General features: G+C 34.4%; 17 protein-coding genes. 13 read left to right on the top strand and 4 right to left on the bottom strand.

What is annotated here, in order from left to right:
• The first annotated feature begins 91 nt into the window (after positions 1-91).
• Positions 92-1,537, top strand: coding sequence for an ATP-dependent RNA helicase DbpA (gene dbpA, locus DN393_RS20345; RefSeq protein ID WP_149173804.1), 1,446 nt, complete (start codon positions 92-94; stop codon positions 1,535-1,537).
• 42 nt (positions 1,538-1,579) lie between these two features.
• Here dbpA and DN393_RS20340 read toward each other — a convergent pair whose 3' ends face one another.
• Positions 1,580-2,140 carry a DUF1836 domain-containing protein gene (locus tag DN393_RS20340; RefSeq protein WP_064476020.1) on the bottom strand — a complete coding sequence of 187 codons (561 nt, stop codon included), beginning with the start codon at positions 2,138-2,140 and terminating at the stop codon, positions 1,580-1,582.
• A 164-nt stretch (positions 2,141-2,304) separates the two neighbouring features.
• Between DN393_RS20340 and trhA the strand changes: the two genes are divergently transcribed.
• Positions 2,305-2,952 carry a PAQR family membrane homeostasis protein TrhA gene (trhA, locus tag DN393_RS20335; RefSeq protein WP_000995376.1) on the top strand — a complete coding sequence of 216 codons (648 nt, stop codon included), beginning with the start codon at positions 2,305-2,307 and terminating at the stop codon, positions 2,950-2,952.
• 220 nt (positions 2,953-3,172) lie between these two features.
• Positions 3,173-4,189, top strand: a complete 1,017-nt coding sequence (gene galE, locus DN393_RS20330; RefSeq protein WP_064476021.1) for a UDP-glucose 4-epimerase GalE — start codon at positions 3,173-3,175, stop codon at positions 4,187-4,189.
• 177 nt (positions 4,190-4,366) lie between these two features.
• On the opposite strand, the gene DN393_RS20325 is transcribed toward galE, so the two are convergent.
• On the bottom strand, positions 4,367-4,768 hold the full coding sequence (locus DN393_RS20325; RefSeq protein ID WP_064476022.1) for a hypothetical protein: 402 nt from the start codon (positions 4,766-4,768) through the stop codon (positions 4,367-4,369).
• Positions 4,769-5,193: 425 nt separating this feature from the next.
• Between DN393_RS20325 and DN393_RS20320 the strand changes: the two genes are divergently transcribed.
• The gene (locus tag DN393_RS20320; protein ID WP_000542569.1) at positions 5,194-5,784 is read left to right on the top strand and encodes an AmiS/UreI family transporter; all 591 of its coding nucleotides are present in this window, start codon (positions 5,194-5,196) and stop codon (positions 5,782-5,784) included.
• Positions 5,785-5,889: 105 nt separating this feature from the next.
• The gene (locus DN393_RS20315) at positions 5,890-6,771 is read left to right on the top strand and encodes an NAD-dependent epimerase/dehydratase family protein (protein ID WP_081257330.1); all 882 of its coding nucleotides are present in this window, start codon (positions 5,890-5,892) and stop codon (positions 6,769-6,771) included.
• 88 nt (positions 6,772-6,859) lie between these two features.
• On the opposite strand, the gene sodA is transcribed toward DN393_RS20315, so the two are convergent.
• Positions 6,860-7,486, bottom strand: coding sequence for a superoxide dismutase [Mn] (sodA, locus tag DN393_RS20310; RefSeq protein WP_064476023.1), 627 nt, complete (start codon positions 7,484-7,486; stop codon positions 6,860-6,862).
• Positions 7,487-7,703: 217 nt separating this feature from the next.
• On the opposite strand from sodA, the gene DN393_RS20300 reads away from it, so the two are divergent.
• Complete coding sequence (locus DN393_RS20300; RefSeq protein ID WP_064476024.1) at positions 7,704-8,774, top strand: nitric oxide synthase oxygenase; 1,071 nt, start codon at positions 7,704-7,706, stop codon at positions 8,772-8,774.
• 360 nt (positions 8,775-9,134) lie between these two features.
• A complete protein-coding gene (locus DN393_RS20295) occupies positions 9,135-10,703 on the top strand; it encodes a BCCT family transporter (RefSeq protein WP_064476025.1) in 1,569 nt (522 codons plus the stop codon).
• A 108-nt stretch (positions 10,704-10,811) separates the two neighbouring features.
• Here DN393_RS20295 and DN393_RS20290 read toward each other — a convergent pair whose 3' ends face one another.
• Positions 10,812-12,110, bottom strand: a complete 1,299-nt coding sequence (locus tag DN393_RS20290; protein ID WP_088047706.1) for an MFS transporter — start codon at positions 12,108-12,110, stop codon at positions 10,812-10,814.
• A 328-nt stretch (positions 12,111-12,438) separates the two neighbouring features.
• Here DN393_RS20290 and lytS point away from each other — a divergent pair, with 328 nt between their 5' ends.
• From lytS to msrB, 6 genes are all read left to right on the top strand, one after another.
• The gene (gene lytS, locus DN393_RS20285) at positions 12,439-14,208 is read left to right on the top strand and encodes a two-component system sensor histidine kinase LytS (protein WP_064476027.1); all 1,770 of its coding nucleotides are present in this window, start codon (positions 12,439-12,441) and stop codon (positions 14,206-14,208) included.
• Complete coding sequence (locus tag DN393_RS20280; RefSeq protein WP_064476028.1) at positions 14,186-14,926, top strand: LytR/AlgR family response regulator transcription factor; 741 nt, start codon at positions 14,186-14,188, stop codon at positions 14,924-14,926. Before lytS ends, DN393_RS20280 begins: the two co-directional genes overlap by 23 nt.
• Before the next feature lie 133 nt (positions 14,927-15,059).
• Positions 15,060-15,491: an antiholin-like murein hydrolase modulator LrgA gene (gene lrgA / locus DN393_RS20275; protein WP_016085373.1), complete on the top strand. Its 432-nt coding sequence runs from the start codon at positions 15,060-15,062 to the stop codon at positions 15,489-15,491.
• 34 nt (positions 15,492-15,525) lie between these two features.
• A complete protein-coding gene (lrgB, locus tag DN393_RS20270; protein WP_064476029.1) occupies positions 15,526-16,218 on the top strand; it encodes an antiholin-like protein LrgB in 693 nt (230 codons plus the stop codon).
• A gap of 326 nt (positions 16,219-16,544) precedes the next feature.
• A complete protein-coding gene (locus DN393_RS20265) occupies positions 16,545-17,588 on the top strand; it encodes an AI-2E family transporter (RefSeq protein ID WP_001165997.1) in 1,044 nt (347 codons plus the stop codon).
• Positions 17,589-17,679: 91 nt separating this feature from the next.
• Complete coding sequence (gene msrB, locus DN393_RS20260) at positions 17,680-18,645, top strand: peptide-methionine (R)-S-oxide reductase MsrB (RefSeq protein WP_046958602.1); 966 nt, start codon at positions 17,680-17,682, stop codon at positions 18,643-18,645.
• Positions 18,646-18,651: the final 6 nt, after the last annotated feature.

Genomic DNA, 18,651 nt, shown 5'->3' with positions numbered 1-18,651 from the left:
AAACAGTGGATTAATATAGTATCTTACTATAGTCTAAAGTGAGGTATGAAGAACATAATAGTTTAAATATAAAATCAAATGAGGTTAATATATGAGTGAAAAAAGCTTTAGTAATTATGCATTAAGTAAAGAAGTAAGACGAGCACTTACTGGTTTAGGATATGAGCATCCGACAGAAGTGCAAGGAGAGGTTATTCCAGTTGCATTGCAAAAGAAGGATCTTGTTGTAAAGTCGCAAACGGGAAGTGGAAAAACGGCTTCGTTCGGAATACCACTTTGTGAAATGGTAGAGTGGGAAGAGAATAAACCACAAGCATTAGTTTTAACACCAACGAGGGAACTTGCTGTTCAAGTGAAAGAAGATATTACGAATATAGGGCGATTCAAAAGAATTAAAGCTGCTGCAATTTATGGTAAATCTCCATTTGCACGTCAAAAATTAGAGTTAAAGCAAAAGACGCATATTGTAGTGGGGACCCCAGGACGTGTGTTGGATCATATTGAAAAAGGGACCCTTTCTTTAGATCGATTGAAATATTTAGTGATTGATGAAGCAGATGAAATGCTAAATATGGGCTTTATCGATCAAGTAGAGGCCATTATTGATGAATTACCTACAAAAAGAATGACAATGCTATTTTCAGCAACCCTACCGGAAGATGTTGAAAAGTTATCCCGTACATATATGAATGCACCAACTCATATTGAAATTAAAGCAGCTGGGATTACAACAGATAAAATTGAACATACCCTTTTTGAAGTAAGGGAAGAAGAGAAGCTTTCACTTCTTAGGGATGTAACTATGATTGAAAATCCAGACAGTTGCATTATTTTTTGTCGTACACAAGAAAACGTAGACCATGTATATAGACAGCTAAAACGAGTTAATTATCCTTGTGACAAAATACACGGTGGTATGGTGCAGGAAGATCGTTTTGAAGTTATGGATGATTTTAGAAAAGGAAAGTTCCGTTATTTAGTAGCAACTGATGTAGCTGCGAGAGGAATTGATATTGATAATATTACACATGTTATTAATTACGATATTCCATTAGAAAAAGAAAGCTATGTACACCGTACTGGAAGGACGGGACGAGCTGGTAATAATGGAAAAGCTATTACATTTATAACGCCTTATGAAAATAGATTTTTAGAAGAGATTGAGGAATATATCGGATTTGAAATCCCAAAGGAACTGGCACCTTCAAAAGAAGAAGTTATAAAAGTGAAAGCAGTATTTGAAGAAAAAATATATGCTAAACCAATTATAAAGAAAGATAAAAATGCAGACCTAAACAAAGGAATTATGAAATTGTACTTTAATGGCGGAAAGAAAAAGAAAATTAGGGCGGTAGATTTCGTTGGTACAATTGCTAAAATTCAAGGTGTTTCTGCTGATGATATAGGTATTATTACAATACAAGATAATGTTTCGTATGTTGAAATATTAAACGGAAAAGGACCACTTGTTTTAAAGGTTATGAGAAATACAACGATAAAAGGTAAACAATTAAAAGTTCATGAGGCAATTAAGTAAACAAAAAAACTATCCACTTTAACAGGTGGATAGTTTTTTTATTTAAGATTCTTTTAAATCATCAATCAACTTCTCAGCTAAGCGTCTATACATATTACTCATTGACACAAATGATGTTAGTAATAAAAATTTCTCTAGATTCGGATCTTCTAAGGAAGAAATTTCACTTACTTCTGAAACACGGTTATTTACGTCTTGTGTAAAGCTTTCGACGTTGTTTTCGGTAAGAGAAAGATAATCTTTATATAGTATATTTAATTCGAATGAATCATCGTTTAATAAGGATTCATTTATATTTTCTAAGGAGCTTTTTATGTCATTAATGGAAAGGGCTCCTTTTAATTGATAAATTAAGCTGATTAAAATCATATGTTCTTTTGAGTATTTTTTATTTTTGATTGGAATAAACAGTTTTCCTTTTGCGTAATTGTTAATCATTGTTTTTGTTAATACTTTTTCATCATCGGTTCTTGTTGTATCCGCATAAGTATTTTCAAATAATTGGACAACCTGGTCTACATACAAATCGACATTTGGAATATCCTCAAGCGTAATGTTTTTTTCTAAATGTAATGTTTCAAGCAATTTATTTATATTTTCCACGTAGAACCCCTCACTTTTATAACTTAGTGGAGCATAATGTTTAGTTTATCTCTAAATATGGTATTACGAAACAAATGAATTGTAAATGTTGACCTCTAATAATAATGCGTATATAATTACATGTAGTTATAAAAACTACATGTAATTATATGAGGGGTGTATATATGAATGCTTATGTAAGAGAACCGGTTAATGCTTTTACCCACTTGGGAGGAGCTGTATTATCATTTATTGCATTATTAGCTATGCTTGTAAAAGTTTCTATTAAGATGCCATCTTTTGCGGCAATTACAGCTGTTATTTTGTTTGGCATCGGAATGATGGTTCTGTATACAGCATCAGCTGTATATCATAGTGTTGTAGCCAGTGAACGTGTTATTTATTTCTTTCGGAAGCTTGATCACTCTATGATTTTTATATTGATTGCAGGTACATATGCACCATTTTGTTTAATTACATTACATTCCGCAAACGGTTTATTATTATTTTGTTTAGTTTATGCAACTGCCATTTGTGGTATTGTTTTTAAAATGTTTTGGTTTAGTTGCCCGAGATGGTTATCAACAGCAATTTATATTACAATGGGCTGGTTAATTGTTCTGTTCTTTGCACCGTTAGCTGCTAACTTAAGTGCAGGAGGTATCGTGCTTCTAGTGCTTGGAGGCATTCTTTATACAATCGGTGGATTTATTTATGGAACAAAGCCAAAGTGGTTAGAGTTTAAACATATGGGGCATCATGAAATTTTTCACGTTTTCGTGTTATTGGGAAGCCTTGCCCACTTTTTAAGTGTATATTGCTACGTAATTTAACAATATGAAATTTTCGAGTGATTATTATTTTTCTTGATTAATAAAAAAGATATAAACACATACGTATGTTGAAGAGCTGCATAACTTAAAAGTTATGCAGCTCTTTTTTATATAAATAATAATTTGAAATAAATATTCTAAATTATCAGTCTTTTGTGGTAGGATAGATGTGTATTTAGGTTATAAAATTTTATAATTAATAATAAGTGGGGGACTATATATGGCGATACTTATAACAGGTGGAGCAGGATATATTGGTAGTCATACGTGTATAGAATTATTAAATAATAATTATAAAATTATAGTCGTAGATAATCTTTCAAATAGTTCAATCGAGTCCTTAAATCGAGTAAAAGAAATAACAGGAAAACAATTTGAATTTTATAAAGAAAGTGTTTTAAATCGTGAAAAAATGAATGAGATTTTTTTGGAAAATAACATTGAAGCGGTTATACATTTTGCTGGATTTAAAGCAGTGGGGGAATCTACTACAATTCCACTTACGTATTATTATAATAATATAATAAGTACAATCATACTATGTGATGTGATGCAGAAACATAATGTTAAAAAATTTATTTTTAGTTCATCTGCAACTGTATATGGAATTCCAAAAACATCACCGATTACAGAAGAATTTCCGCTGAGTGTGACAAACCCGTATGGGCAAACAAAACTAATGATTGAGCAGATTATGCGTGATGTAGCAAAAGCTGATGATGAATGGAGTATTGCGTTACTCCGTTATTTCAATCCCTTCGGAGCACATAAAAGTGGTCGTATTGGAGAAGATCCAAATGGGATTCCGAATAATTTAATGCCATATGTAACGCAGGTGGCGGTAGGTAAGTTAAAGGAACTAAATATATTCGGAAACGATTATCCAACAAAAGACGGGACAGGTGTCCGTGATTATATTCACGTTGTTGACCTTGCAAAAGGACATGTAAAGGCACTTGAGAAAGTACTTGAGACGAAAGGAATAGAGGCATATAATCTTGGCACAGGTAAAGGGTATAGTGTGTTGGAGATGATAAAGGCTTTTGAGGAGGTTTCAGGTAAAAAAATACCTTATAAAGTGATAGGGCGTCGTCCTGGTGATGTAGCAGTATGTTTTGCTGATGTATCTAAAGCGAAACGAGAATTAGGATGGGAAGCGGAATATGGGTTAGAAGAGATGTGTGTAGATTCTTGGAGATGGCAGGTAAATAATAAAAATGGCTATCAAATGATTTAAGGTAGTTAGTAAAGCATTCTCTTATTATTTTGTAGGATATGTTATGTATATAATAAATTGTATTCTTTATTATGTTGCTTGAGGTCAGTAATATGTTCAATTTAGGAAAGCGAATGTAATAAAATATTACTGACCATAGCATTTGAATAGCAACTGGTTCTATAGAGGAAAGAACTCTTAATGAATGCGAACAAGTTGTTTATGATATACAGTATTACCTTCTTGGCTTGTATAAGGCGGCAAGCTTCTTCCGAAACAATTTGCAATAATATTGGAGTGAGGGGGGTAAGAAATACGAATTTCATACAAATTAATAGCTTCATCTAAATTAGCATAAAATACTGCTAGGTTGTTACCTTGTAAAAGGTATGGGAATTCTACCACTGTATCTTCACCAATGAGCACAGGTAATTTTACAGGATTAGAATAGTTAGACCAATCCCACACTTCTATATTTACATAGTGTGCGTAATATGCATCTAAATTTACAATATTTATTACTGCTGAAACTGTTGCAGGCTCTCTTGTTAATACACCTGTTGAATGAATAACAGATTGGTTTGGATAATGAAGAGGCATAAATATCAGACCTTTCTAATTTAATATGATTGTACAACATTCTATGCAGATCATTGATAGAAGGAGATAGGGAAAATGCATTATTATATCAACTTTTCATAGAAATAAAAAATGTAATATGGAAGAGTATTCTAATACTTGTATCATTGTTAAAGTGCGTTTATAATCAAATAATCCTATTAGCTTTTAATTAAGTTGTGTATTATTGAAAGCGTTTTTATTATATGATACATTTCGATTGACATCATTACTGTATGACATGTATGAAAAGGTTTTTTTTATTGTTTTTTAAGGTAGGAAGTCTGACTTGTTTTCAAAAAAACTTTGTATGTAGTTGTAAGTAAGAAGGAGAATAAGGAATAATATAATTTTTACAAGACGGGGAGGGTACAGTGTGAAAATGTAAGGTTTTCACATGAGGATATATGGGGTACGTAGGATTATTACTTTCGGGTGCAGCTTTATTTTTAAATAGTCTTGTTATATTAGGGAAAGCAGAGATGAAAAGTGCGGGTGTTTTTAATTTATTTGTGGGTGCACTACAAATTATTATTCCGTTCTATTTGATCATGATTTCTGACCAAAGCAATTGGACAGTGTATTCATATGCAGCTACTTTCTTATTTGGATTAACCTATTTATATGTAGGTGTTACCTTTATAAAAGGAATGGATAGTAGCGGTTTAGGTTGGTTTTGTATTTGGGTAGCAATTATAGCTTTATTCTATATGGTTGTTTCATTTGTTCAATTTCACGATGTTGTTAATGCATTAACGTGGTTTATGTGGGCATTACTTTGGTATTTATTCTTTGTATTAAATACACAAAAGAAGAATATCAATCAATATCTTGGAAGAATTGCCTTCGTACAATCATGGGTAACATTGACGTTGCCTTCACTCTTTTACTTTATGGGAGTATGGGGAGAGGGATTCGTATATGAACTATGGGTTTATGTATCCGTAATTTCTATTTTATACTTCTGTTATTGTATTTATAAATATCGAGTACGTTAATATATTTTCTGTAGAAAGGCATGGAATCGTTAAACGAATTCCATGCTTTTTCTATATTAGCATTTATAATAGAGAGGTAGTATTTTACAATTTATCAAAGTGGGGATGATGAAGTTGAAAAAAGTATTGGTGCTAGGGGGAACAAGATTTTTTGGTAAACATTTAGTAGAAGCACTTTTGCAAGATGGACACGATGTAACAATTGCGACGAGAGGGGTTACCGAAGATCCTTTCGGTAGTGCAGTGAAAAGGCTGATTGTAGATAGAGAAGATGAAAAACAATTAGCAGAGCGTCTAGAAGATAAAAGTTATGATATCGTATACGATAATTTATGCTATAGCTCGAATGCAGCGAAGATAATATGTGAAGTGTTACAAGGAAAAACGAAGAAATACGTTATGACATCTTCAATGGCTGTTTACGAACCAGCAATAGGCTTGTTAGAAGAGAACTTTAATCCGTACGAGTATGCCATTACATATGGTAGTAGGAAGGACTTTACTTATAGTGAAGGCAAGCGATTAGCCGAAGCTGTTTTACTTCAACAAGCAATATTCCCAGTTGTTGCAGTACGTTTTCCAGTTGTTATTGGAGAAAACGATTATACGAAAAGGTTACAATTTTACGTTGAACATATTGTGAGGCAAGAACCTGTCGCCGTGAATGATCTAGATGGTGAGTTGTCATTTATACATGAAAAAGAAGCAGGAGAATTTTTAGCTTGGTGCGGGATGACGGATATAGAAGGGCCAATTAATGCTTGTAGCAATGGGGTAGTTTCTACTCGAGAAGTTATTCATTTCATAGAAGAAAATATAGGAATAAAAGCACTCGTTCAAGAAGTAGGAGATAATGTAGCGCCTTATAATGGAGTGATTAATTGTACATTACATAATGGAAAAGCTAGTGAATTAGGATTCCGGTTCCGGGAGTTGAAAATAGAAATAGAAAAAGTATTACGGTATTACATACATGCAATGAAATAATCATAAATCCCCCGGTGGCAATCCGGGGGATTCTGGAGGATTTCGACAATACTAATTTTACATTACCAAATTTACCTTATGCGCACGACTAATGTGTTTGTGATTGAATTGCTTGTAAATACTTTTCATTTACCCGGTCCCAGTTCACCGTATGCCACCAGTTGGTAACAAATTCTGGACGCCGATTTTGATACTTTAAATAATAGGCGTGTTCCCATACATCGATGACGAGTAATGGAATTTTACCTTCTTGCAAAGGTGTATCTTGATTGGGTGTACTCATAACGGAAAGTTCCTCACCGTCCAGAACAAGCCATCCATAGCCACTTCCAAAACGACTAATAGCTGCTTTGGAAAGTTGATCTTTTAAGTTGTCAAAGGTATTGAAATAATAATCAATTACTTTTGCAACGTCTCCATTAGGCTCACCGCCACCTCGCGGGCTCATTAATTCCCAAAAAAGACTATGACAATAATGTCCACCACCGTTATTTCTGACAGCTGTAACAATTTCTTTTGGTAAAGTTTCTAAATTACATAGTAACTCTTCTAAAGATTTATTATGTAATTCCGTATAGTTTTCTAAAGTGGCATTCAAGTTATTTACGTATGTTGCATGGTGCTTTCCATGATGAATAGAAAGCGTGTTGCTATCGATATATGGCTCTAGTTCATCATAGTCATATGAAAGCTTTGGCAATTGAAATGAAGACATAACATTCCCTCCTTTCTTATTAAAAAGTTGGTCTAGGTAAAAACAATTTACCTGAGTCAAAAATACACCTATTTTTTATACAAGTCAATAGTAATCTCTTTAATTTTCTGAAAAATATTACAATAAAAGTAACACTTCGACTTTCATTTGTGACTCTTATTCTTTTTGCTTATACTGTAAAGTAGTAACGTTTTGTTGAAATAGAAGGAGATCGTTTATGAGTAAAACGAAACAATTAATAGAGGAAGCGAGTCATTTTATTACGGTTTGCTATAAAGAGCTTAATAAAGAACAATTCATAGAAGAGAGAATAAAAGAAATTCAAGTTGAGATAGAGAAGACGGGGACGTATGAGCATACATTTGAAGAACTTGTTCATGGATCACGAATGGCATGGCGCAATAGTAATCGATGTATCGGAAGACTATTTTGGAGTAAGATGCACATATTAGATGCACGTGAAGTAAATGATGAGGAAGGTGTATACAATGCATTAATTCATCATATTAAATATGCAACGAACGATGGGAAAGTTAAACCGACAATTACAATTTTTAAGCAATATCAAGGTGAAGAAAATAATATACGAATTTATAATCACCAATTGATTCGGTATGCAGGATATAAAACAGAAATGGGAGTGATTGGTGACTCTCATTCCACTGCGTTTACGGATTTTTGCCAGGAACTTGGATGGCAGGGAGAAGGTACGAATTTCGATGTATTGCCACTTGTTTTTTCTATAAACGGGAAGGCACCTATATATAAAGAAATTCCGAGAGAAGAAGTAAAAGAAGTGCCAATTGAACATCCAGAATACCCGATTTCGTCACTTGGAGCAAAATGGTATGGGGTTCCAATGATTTCAGATATGCGCTTAGAAATTGGCGGTATTTCTTATAAGGCAGCTCCGTTCAATGGATGGTATATGGGAACGGAGATTGGGGCTCGTAACTTAGCGGATCATGATCGCTATAATTTACTTCCGGCTGTTGCGGAGATGATGAAGCTCGATACATCGAGAAACGGTACGTTATGGAAAGACAAGGCACTAATTGAGTTGAATATTGCTGTATTACATTCCTTCAAAAAACAAGGAGTTAGTATTGTGGATCACCATACTGCTGCACAACAATTTCAACAATTTGAGAAGCAAGAAGCAGCATGTGGACGGGTTGTAACAGGCAATTGGGTGTGGCTCATTCCACCGTTATCTCCAGCTACTACTCATATTTATCATAAACCGTATCCGAATGAAATTTTGAAGCCGAATTTCTTTCATAAATAAAATTTAGTATAGTTTTTTTATGCAAATTATAATTTTTTTTAATTACTGTTACGTAGCAAATGGAAGCCTTTACTCTCGGTTATTTTTGGAAGGAGCTTTTTGAACCAAGGAGTTCCTTATGTTATAATCAAATTTCTGTTTCGAAGACCTTATAGAAATATAAGGTCTTTTGTTTTGCTTTTTTATGTAATAGGAATAGAAATTTCTTTTAAATAAGGGATTTAGCATATTTTTAGGGACAACATAAGTGTGTAGAAAATTGATGAATTATTATGCTTATATAATCATTGTGTTTTGGGTGTAAACAATAAAACATAATAAAGTTGTTTTTTTAGATTGCTGAGGAAGGAGGAAGTGTAAATGAGGATGAAGAGTCGAAAAACGGATTGGCCTGTATTTCTTATTAGTGGTGGCTCACTTTTATTATTTGTAATTGCAGTTATTTTAAATAAAAGTTACGTAGAGGGAGCCATTAATAGAAGTTTTGCAGCTTCAATTAAATATTTTGGTGCCTTTTGGCAGGTTTTATTAATTGGTACATTTGTTGTTGCAATGTGTATGGCGTTTTCAAAATATGGGAGAGTTAAACTTGGGGGGCTAGAAAAACCTGAGATTAGTACGACAAAATGGCTCGCTATTATTATGTCTACATTACTTGCTGGAGGTGGCGTTTTTTGGGCAGCCGCAGAGCCGATGTACCATTTGATGACGGTGCCACCAATACATGAAGGTATAACTGCTGGAACGAAAGAAGCGGTAATGCCTGCTTTAGCACAAAGTTATATGCACTGGGGTTTCCTGGCTTGGACGATTTTAGGTACAATTAGTGCGGTAGTTATGATGTACGGACATTATCATAAAGGTATGCCGTTAAAACCTCGAACGCTTTTATATCCTATTTTTGGAGAGAAATTGCGAAAGAGTTGGCTTGGAACAATGATTGATGTGTTTGCCATTATTGCGGTAGCTGCAGGGACAATTGGTCCAATTGGATTTTTAGGACTACAAGCAAGTTATGGGTTACAAGCATTGTTTGACATTCCTGATGTGTTTACTACTCAATTAGCCATTATTGTTTGTGTAGTAGCTGTTTCTACTATATCTGCGGTAACAGGAATTGATAAAGGGATTCAAATTATAAGTAATTTAAATGTTAGATTAGCAGTTCTATTAATGGTATTTGTATTACTATTTGGACCAGGTGGATTTATTATCGATTCATTTGTTTCTTCGTTTGGATTTTATATAAATGAATTTATTCCAATGAGCACATATCGTGGTGATACAGCTTGGTTAGGATCGTGGACAATCTTTTTCTGGGGATGGTTTATTGGATATGGACCGATGATGGCAATTTTAGTGAGCCGAATTTCAAGAGGAAGAACAATCCGAGAAATCATCGTTGCAATTGGAGTTATTGCACCTATTATTACAACGTTTTGGTTTACTATACTAGGGGGATCAGGTGTGTTTTATGAGTTAATGAATCCTGGTTCTATCTCGACCGCATTAAGTGAATCTGGTATGCCAGCGGCTATGATTGCAATTACAAAGCAACTGCCACTATCTAATATTATTGGACCTGCATTTCTTTTATTAACAATTTTATTTGTAGTGACAACAGGAGATTCAATGGCTTATTCGATTTCAATGGCAGTGACTGGAGATGGAGATCCTAGAATTAGCTTACGAGTTTTTTGGTCGCTTATTATGGGTGCAGTTGCAGCGATTCTTTTATACATGGGTGAGGGAAGTATTAACGCCTTACAATCCTTCATTGTAGTGACGGCTGTTCCGGTATCTATTCTGTTATTCCCAATGCTATGGTTAGCGCCTAAAGTTGCAGGGGAATTAGCCTTAAAACAAGGTATTGTAAAAGAAGAAGAGAAAACTTCCTTCTTGTTCCAAAAAGCTAGTAAATCAAAATAAATAATTGTATTTATATAAGAAGAGGAAGCATTTCATTTGAGATGCTTCCTCTTTACTATTTATTTAACTACTTTTCTCGAAGGGGATAGTACCCTGTACAGTTTCAATCTATTCTAATACTTTATCTTTCGTCTCTGGGACACATAATAGCATTGTAACTAAACCGATTGGATAGATAATGAAGATGAGAGATAATGCTCCCATTAAATTACCACCTGCAGCAAGTAAGCCGATAATAACAGGTCCAAATCCAGCTAACCCACGTCCTGTACCGAAAATAAAGTTCTCTGCTGTCGAGCGAGCTTCAGCAGGATAGTTTTCAGCTAAAACTGCTCCGAATCCCCCCATCATGCCATTGGCAAAGAATCCAAGTAGTGCACTTCCCCATAACAATGATGTTGAGTTTGTGAATAAGAAGAAGTAAATGAGACAGTATATAGTACCACCGACATAATAGATTGTAAAAGTTTTACGGCGGCCAATTTTATCGGCTAGAATACCAAAAGTTGCAATTCCAATTAACATGCCGATTGTAGAGATGAACATCCAACCGCTCGCTTTTGCTAGCGTGTAATTATATTTATTTGCTAAAATAGTTGGCATCCAAGTAAAAATCCCATAATATCCGAAGTTCTGGATGAATGACATAATAATAAGACCAATGGTTGTTATCGTTACTTTTTTATTGGCAAATAACTTTCGAAGTGGGAACTTTTTTATTTGCTTTAGCTGTTCTGCCTCAGCGGTTGTTAAATGACCTTCAGCTTCTTTTTGTAACAATTCTTTTTTGTATCGTTGTTTTTGTTCCCATATTTTCGGTTCACTTAAACTTTTGCGAACATAGACAGCTAGTAGAGCGGGAATGAGTCCAAATAAGAAAACCGCTCTCCATCCGAAATGTGGGACGATAAATGCTGGAAGGAGTGAAGCGACTAGTACGCCAAATTGCCATCCAAGTGCAACTACGGATGTCGCCTTAGCGCGCATTTCTTTAGACCATGTTTCAGTTACGATGGCCATTCCAATCCCAAATTCACCACCAACTCCCATTCCAACTAAAAAGCGAAGAATTAATAATTGCCAATAATCTGTTGCGAAATAAATAAGTGCTGTTGCTAGTGAGAATAGTAAGATTGTAAAGGCCATCGTACGGATACGCCCAAATAAATCAGCAATAAATCCAAATAAATAAGACCCGATTAACATTCCTATTGTGGTAGCTAATGTTAAGTTTCCACCTTCCACAGGGCTTAAATGAAATTCTTTTAAAATGTAGACGAGTACGAAAGATAAGAGCAACATATCTAAGCCTTCTGCTGCATATCCTAGCGCAGAACCAAACAATGTTTTATATCTTTTTTCCTTCGTTTCCTCTGTTGTTGATTGTACATCAGTAGTGACGTTCATCATTACTCCTCCTTATTTTCTTCTACAGTCGCTATGGAAGAATAACAAAAGGCCTTCTCACCTGATATGATGAGAAGGCCAAAAAAGCATACGTATCCCTAAAAAAGACCATACGTATAGTATATTCCGACTTCCTTCTCAACCTCACGGGGTTGGGTTAAAGGACTGTATTATATTACTTTATTTTTAGCACTCTTCTATTAGATTGTCAAATAAAGAGTGAATTGTTATGTGTAAAATATTTCAAAAGATACTTCATTCTCCTTGACGCCCACTTCATTATTTTCCCATAATAAAACTAACTCATATAAAAAGGAATGAATCACAGATGCTAAATTTAGTACTTATGATGATTGAACGTGTCGGACTTATTGTTATTTTAGGATTTTTACTTTCTCATATTAAAACGTTCAGGCGCCTTCTTCATAGACAAGATGGGTATGCAGATAAGCTTAAGCTTATTTGTATTTTTTCAGTGTTTACAATTGTCAGCAATTACACGGGAATTGAAATTGCAGGGAATACAATTATGAATGAAAATTGGCTACAAGGTGTTTCTTCATCGAGTACAATCGCGAATACACGTATTATGGGTGTTGGAATTAGTGGGTTACTTGGTGGGCCTATCGTTGGAATTGGAGTAGGATCGATTGCGGGTATTCATCGTTATATGCTTGGCGGGACGACAGCGCTAAGTTGTGCAATTTCATCAATTTTAGCAGGTGTTATAACGGGGTATATTGGATACATTTTCAAAAAATATAATCGTGCAACTACGCCTAAATTTTCAGCAGTTTTAAGTGTGTTTATCGTTTCTTTAGAGATGATTATGATTTTATTAATTGTAGAGGATGGGATTAGTATCGTGAAAACAATTGCGATACCAATGATTCTTGTGAATAGTTTCGGGAGTTTTATTTTACTTTCTATGATACAAGCTATTTTGCGCCAGGAAGAAAATGCGAAAGCTTTGCAAACACATAAGGTATTACGAATTGCTGATAAGACATTACCATATTTTCGCCAAGGATTAACAGAAGAGTCTTGTAAACATGTGGCACAAATTATTCACCGTTTTACGGGAACGGATGCGGTATCCTTAACAGATACAGAGAAAATATTAGCTCACGTTGGATTAGCATCAGATCATCATATTCCTTCACACAGTTTAATAACAGGTTTATCGAAAGAGGTTTTACATACAGGGAAAATAATGAAAGCGAAATCACGTGAGGTTATTAATTGCCAACATGAAGGCTGTCCTCTGCAAGCAGCTATTGTTATTCCATTAACTTCACATGAAAATACGATAGGGACATTAAAACTGTATTTCAAGAACCCTAACCAGTTAAGTCGTGTTGAAGAGGAACTAGCAGAAGGGTTAGCAAAAATATTTTCCACGCAGCTTGAATTAGGTGAAGCTGAGTTGCAAAGCAAATTATTACAAGATGCAGAGATAAAGGCATTACAAGCACAAATTAACCCGCACTTTTTATTTAATGCGATTAATACAGTATCAGCTTTATGCCGAACAGATGTAGAAAAAGCAAGGAAGTTATTATTACAGCTTAGCGTGTATTTTCGTTGTAATTTGCAAGGGGCACGTCAGTTATTGATTCCGCTAGAACAAGAATTAAACCATGTACATGCATATTTATCATTAGAACAAGCACGGTTCCCAAATAAGTATGAAGTGAAGATGTACATGGAGGAAGGGTTAAAGACGACTTTAGTTCCACCATTTGTACTTCAGCTATTAGTTGAAAATGCATTGCGCCATGCTTTTCCGAAGAAACAGCCAGTATGCGAAGTGGAAGTGCATGTTTTTGAAAAAGAGGGCATGGTTCACTTTGAAGTAAAAGACAATGGACAAGGAATTGAGGAAAAACGTTTAGAACAATTAGGAAAGATGGTAGTTTCGTCAAAGAAAGGGACTGGAACGGCTTTATATAATATTAATGAACGTCTAATTGGATTATTTGGGAAAGAAACGATGCTTCATATTGAAAGTGAATTAAATGAGGGGACAGAGATTACTTTTGTTATTCCCAAAAAAGCAGGGGAGGAAGAGCGGATTGTTAAAGGTATTAGTAGTTGACGACGAAATGTTAGCACGTGACGAACTAAAGTATTTATTAGAGAGAACGAAAGAAGTTGAGATAATTGGTGAGGCGGATTGTGTAGAGGAGGCATTAGAAGAGCTAATGAAAAACAAACCAGATATTGTTTTTCTAGACATTCAATTATCTGATGATAACGGATTTGAAATCGCAAATATATTAAAGAAGATGAAAAATCCCCCTGCAATTGTTTTTGCTACTGCCTATGATCAATATGCATTGCAAGCATTTGAAGTAGATGCGTTAGACTATATTTTAAAGCCATTTGATGAAGAACGTATCGTACAGACATTAAAGAAATATAAAAAGCAAAAACAAATAAAATTAGAAACGAAACAAGAAGTAAAGAGTGTAGACGTAACGACCGAGATGCATAAATTAGCATTACCAATTGAAGAATCGATTGTACTCGTGAATATTGAAGATATTATATATGTAGGACTTGTGGACGGAAAGGTGACAGTAAAAACGACGAGAGAAACATATGTAACACACGATACACTTGTAATTTTGGAAAAGAAGTTGCCGCAAGCAAGTTTTATGCGTGTCCATCGCAGTTTTATTGCAAATATTAATCATATTACAGAAATACAACCATGGTTCAATTCTACATATAATTTAATTATGAAAGAAGGATCGAAAGTACCTGTTAGCCGTACATATGCAAAAGAACTCAAAAAGCTGCTTCGTATTTAAGAAGTAGCTTTTTGTATTTCATCTGCCTATTTTTGTAACTAATTTTGTATATTTGACGTTCTATTGTGTAAACGCTTACAAATTTGTTTGTATCTTATACAATTAAGGTACCAAATCGAAAGAGGTGGCCAAAATGAGTACGAAAAAAGTATATAGTTTCTTATCACAAGCATTCATATTTTCAGCTATTATGTTAGTTTCTAATATTATTGCAACGCATTTACCAATTCCGATGCCTTCATCGGTGATCGGATTAGTTATTTTATTTAGCCTATTATGTTTAAAAGTTATTAAATTGGAACAAGTTGAATCACTCGGAACGGCTTTAACAGGTATTATCGGATTCCTTTTCGTTCCATCAGGTATTTCAGTTATTAATTCTCTCGGTGTAATGGGACAATATTTTGTACAAATTCTAACTGTAATCGTTGTAGCAACAATTATTTTACTCGCTGTAACAGGGTTATTTGCACAATTCATTTTAGGAAAAGATGACAAAGAAACAAAAGATACAAAAGAATTGAAAGTAGTAAATAAAGGACGCAAGCACGGAAAAGTTGCGTAACTAATTTAGTATATATTGTTAGGAGGGAATGAACATGGCAAGTACAATGACTCCATATTTCGGAATCGTCGTTTCATTAGTCGCATACGGAATCGGAACATTATTATTTAAGCATTCAAAAGGATTCTTCTTATTCACACCATTATTCGTAGCGATGGTATTAGGGATTGTCTTTCTAAAAGTAGGTAAATTTACTTTTGAAGAATATAATACTGGCGGAAAAATGATTAGCTTCTTCTTAGAACCAGCAACAATCGCCTTTGCTATTCCATTATATAAACAAGTGGATAAGTTGAAAAAATATTGGTGGCAAATTTTATCGGCTATCGTGGTTGGATCTATTTGCTCAGTAATTGTCGTGTTCATTGTTGCAAAAGCAATTGGTCTAGATACAGCGGTAATGAATTCAATGTTACCACAAGCAGCAACAACAGCAATCGCGTTACCGATCTCTGAAAGTATTGGTGGTATACCAGCAATTACATCGTTTGCAGTTATTTTTAACGCGGTTATTGTATACGCATTAGGAGCATTATTCTTAAAAACATTTAGAGTAAAACATCCAATTGCAAAAGGTTTAGCACTTGGAACAGCAGGTCACGCATTAGGAGTGGCAGTAGGAATTGAAATGGGTGAAGTAGAGGCAGCTATGGCAAGTATTGCTGTAACAGTAGTGGGAGTTGTAACTGTAGTTGTCATACCGATGTTTATGCCATTCATTGGCTAGTAAAACTTACTTAAAAAATGAGAAAAGCAAGCTATTTGTAGGACAGATTTCTACTGATAGCTTGCTTTTTATGTTACAGTAGTGGTAAGACCTATCTTAACAAAATGTAAGTTTCCTTAAATCTTCATTAATACTGTGTAGAATACGTTTTGAATTAGGTCATTGTATTGTAAAATAAGAAGTAAGCTACTATAGGATCTGCTAAGGGAGACATATAATAAGCTTATAAAAATCTTCATATGAATGAATAATTAAAAGTAGAAAAGAGAGAAAAATCTACTTATTAACGTTTTACTTTATAGGACAGGAGAGAGTACTCGTCGATTATGCAAATAAAAAACCTGTTTCAAAGCAAAGGATTTCAGAGGTTTCTCGTATTAGTAATACTTGCTCTCGTGTTATACGGGCTGCAAAGTATGTTGAATTTAATTTTAATTACGTTTATTCTCACATATTTAATGGATCGATTCCAAAAGTTTATTTCTCGCAAATTAGATCATTTCATGCCTATTAACCGAAAAATTATTATAGCGTTTCTATATGTAATGTTAATTGGTGGAATTGCCATTACGCTATTTAAATATTTACCAGTATTAACGATACAAATTTCACAATTAATTTATCAATTTAACGTATTTTTAAGAAACCCACCAGATAGTGAATTAATTAAATATGCAGTTAATGCTGTCAATCATATGGAACTTTCGAAATATGTAGGACAAGGCGTTGACATTTTGTATAAATCGATTACGAATGTTGGGAAATTTGGCCTTCAAGTGTTACTTTCTTTAATTTTGAGTTTATTTTTCTTATTGGAGAAAGCTCGGATCGTTGCTTTTACTGCAAAATTTAAAGAAAGCCGACTTGCAATTTTCTATACTGAAATTGAGTACTTCGGTAAGAAATTTGCACGTTCATTTGGAAAAGTAATCGAAGCACAATTTTTAATTGCAGTTGTTAACTGTGTTTTATCCGTTATTGCACTATGGATATTAGGATTCCCGCAATTATTAGGTTTAGCGTTAATGATCTTCTTACTCGGTTTAATTCCAGTAGCTGGGGTTATCATTTCGTTATTCCCGCTTTGTATGATTGCTTACAATATTGGCGGTATTATGTACGTTGTTTATATTTTAATTATCGTAACAGTAATTCATGCGCTTGAAAGTTACGTGTTAAATCCGAAGTTCATGTCGCAAAAAACAAACTTACCGATTTTCTATACATTTATGGTATTAATCTTCTCAGAACACTTCTTAGGTGTATGGGGGTTAATTATCGGTATTCCAATCTTCATTTTCTTATTAGATGTCTTAGATGTGACAAGTGATGAAATGGAGCATGAAGCCAGAAAAAATAAGGTGAAGTAAAGAAAAAGCATCGATGTTCGATGCTTTTTCTTTTATAACATGATGTTTTTTATGCCATACTGTAAGCAGAAGATAAAATAGGGGTGAAATAATGGCTGTAAATGAAAAGGTAGAGTTAGCTACATTTGCTGGAGGGTGCTTCTGGTGTATGGTTTCGCCATTTGAAGAGATGGAAGGAATTATAAAGGTTGTTTCTGGTTATACAGGTGGTCATAAAGAGAGTCCAACATATAAAGAAGTATGTTCAGAAACGACGGGACATTATGAGGCAGTACAAATTACATTTGATGCAAATAAAATGCCGTATGAGGAGTTATTAAATATATATTGGAGACAAATTGATCCGACTGATATAGGTGGGCAATTCCACGACCGCGGACAGTCTTACGAAACAGTGATTTTTTATCATAATGAAGAACAACATAAAAAAGCAAATGCTTCAAAAGAAGAGCTTGCAAAGAGTGGACGCTTTTCAAAACCAATTGCGACAAAAATATTACCAGCAGCTACGTTTTATCCAGCTGAAGACTATCACCAAGGATATCATAAGAAAAATACATTCCGCTATGAGTTATACCGTAAAGGGTCAGGGCGAGATGCGTTTATTAAACAACATTGGCAAAAAGATAATGCTCATTTAAAAGAAAAACTAAATGAGATGCAATTTTATGTAACACAGGAAAATGGAACTGAGCCACCCTTTCAAAATGAATATTGGAATCATAAAGAAGAAGGACTTTATGTAGATATCGTCTCAGGTGAACCATTATTTACTTCTTTAGATAAATTTGATAGCGGGTGTGGATGGCCTAGCTTTACGAAGCCAGTTATGTCAGCAAGTGTGAAAGAAAAAATGGATGTCAGTCATAATATGACGCGTACGGAAGTGAGAAGTAAAGAGGGAGATTCACATCTAGGCCATGTATTCCCGGATGGCCCAGGACCAAATGGTCTTCGTTACTGTATTAATTCCGCAGCCCTTCGATTTATCCGAAAAGAGGAATTAGAGAAAGAAGGATATGGTGATTTTTTAGTCGTATTTGGGAATAAAAAATAACCTCGC

It is taken from the genome of Bacillus sp. BPN334 (assembly GCF_008368885.1).
Lineage (GTDB): Bacteria > Bacillota > Bacilli > Bacillales > Bacillaceae_G > Bacillus_A > Bacillus_A wiedmannii.
The sequence above is the reverse complement of the archived record's forward strand: the minus strand, read 5'-3'. Positions and strand labels throughout refer to the sequence as shown.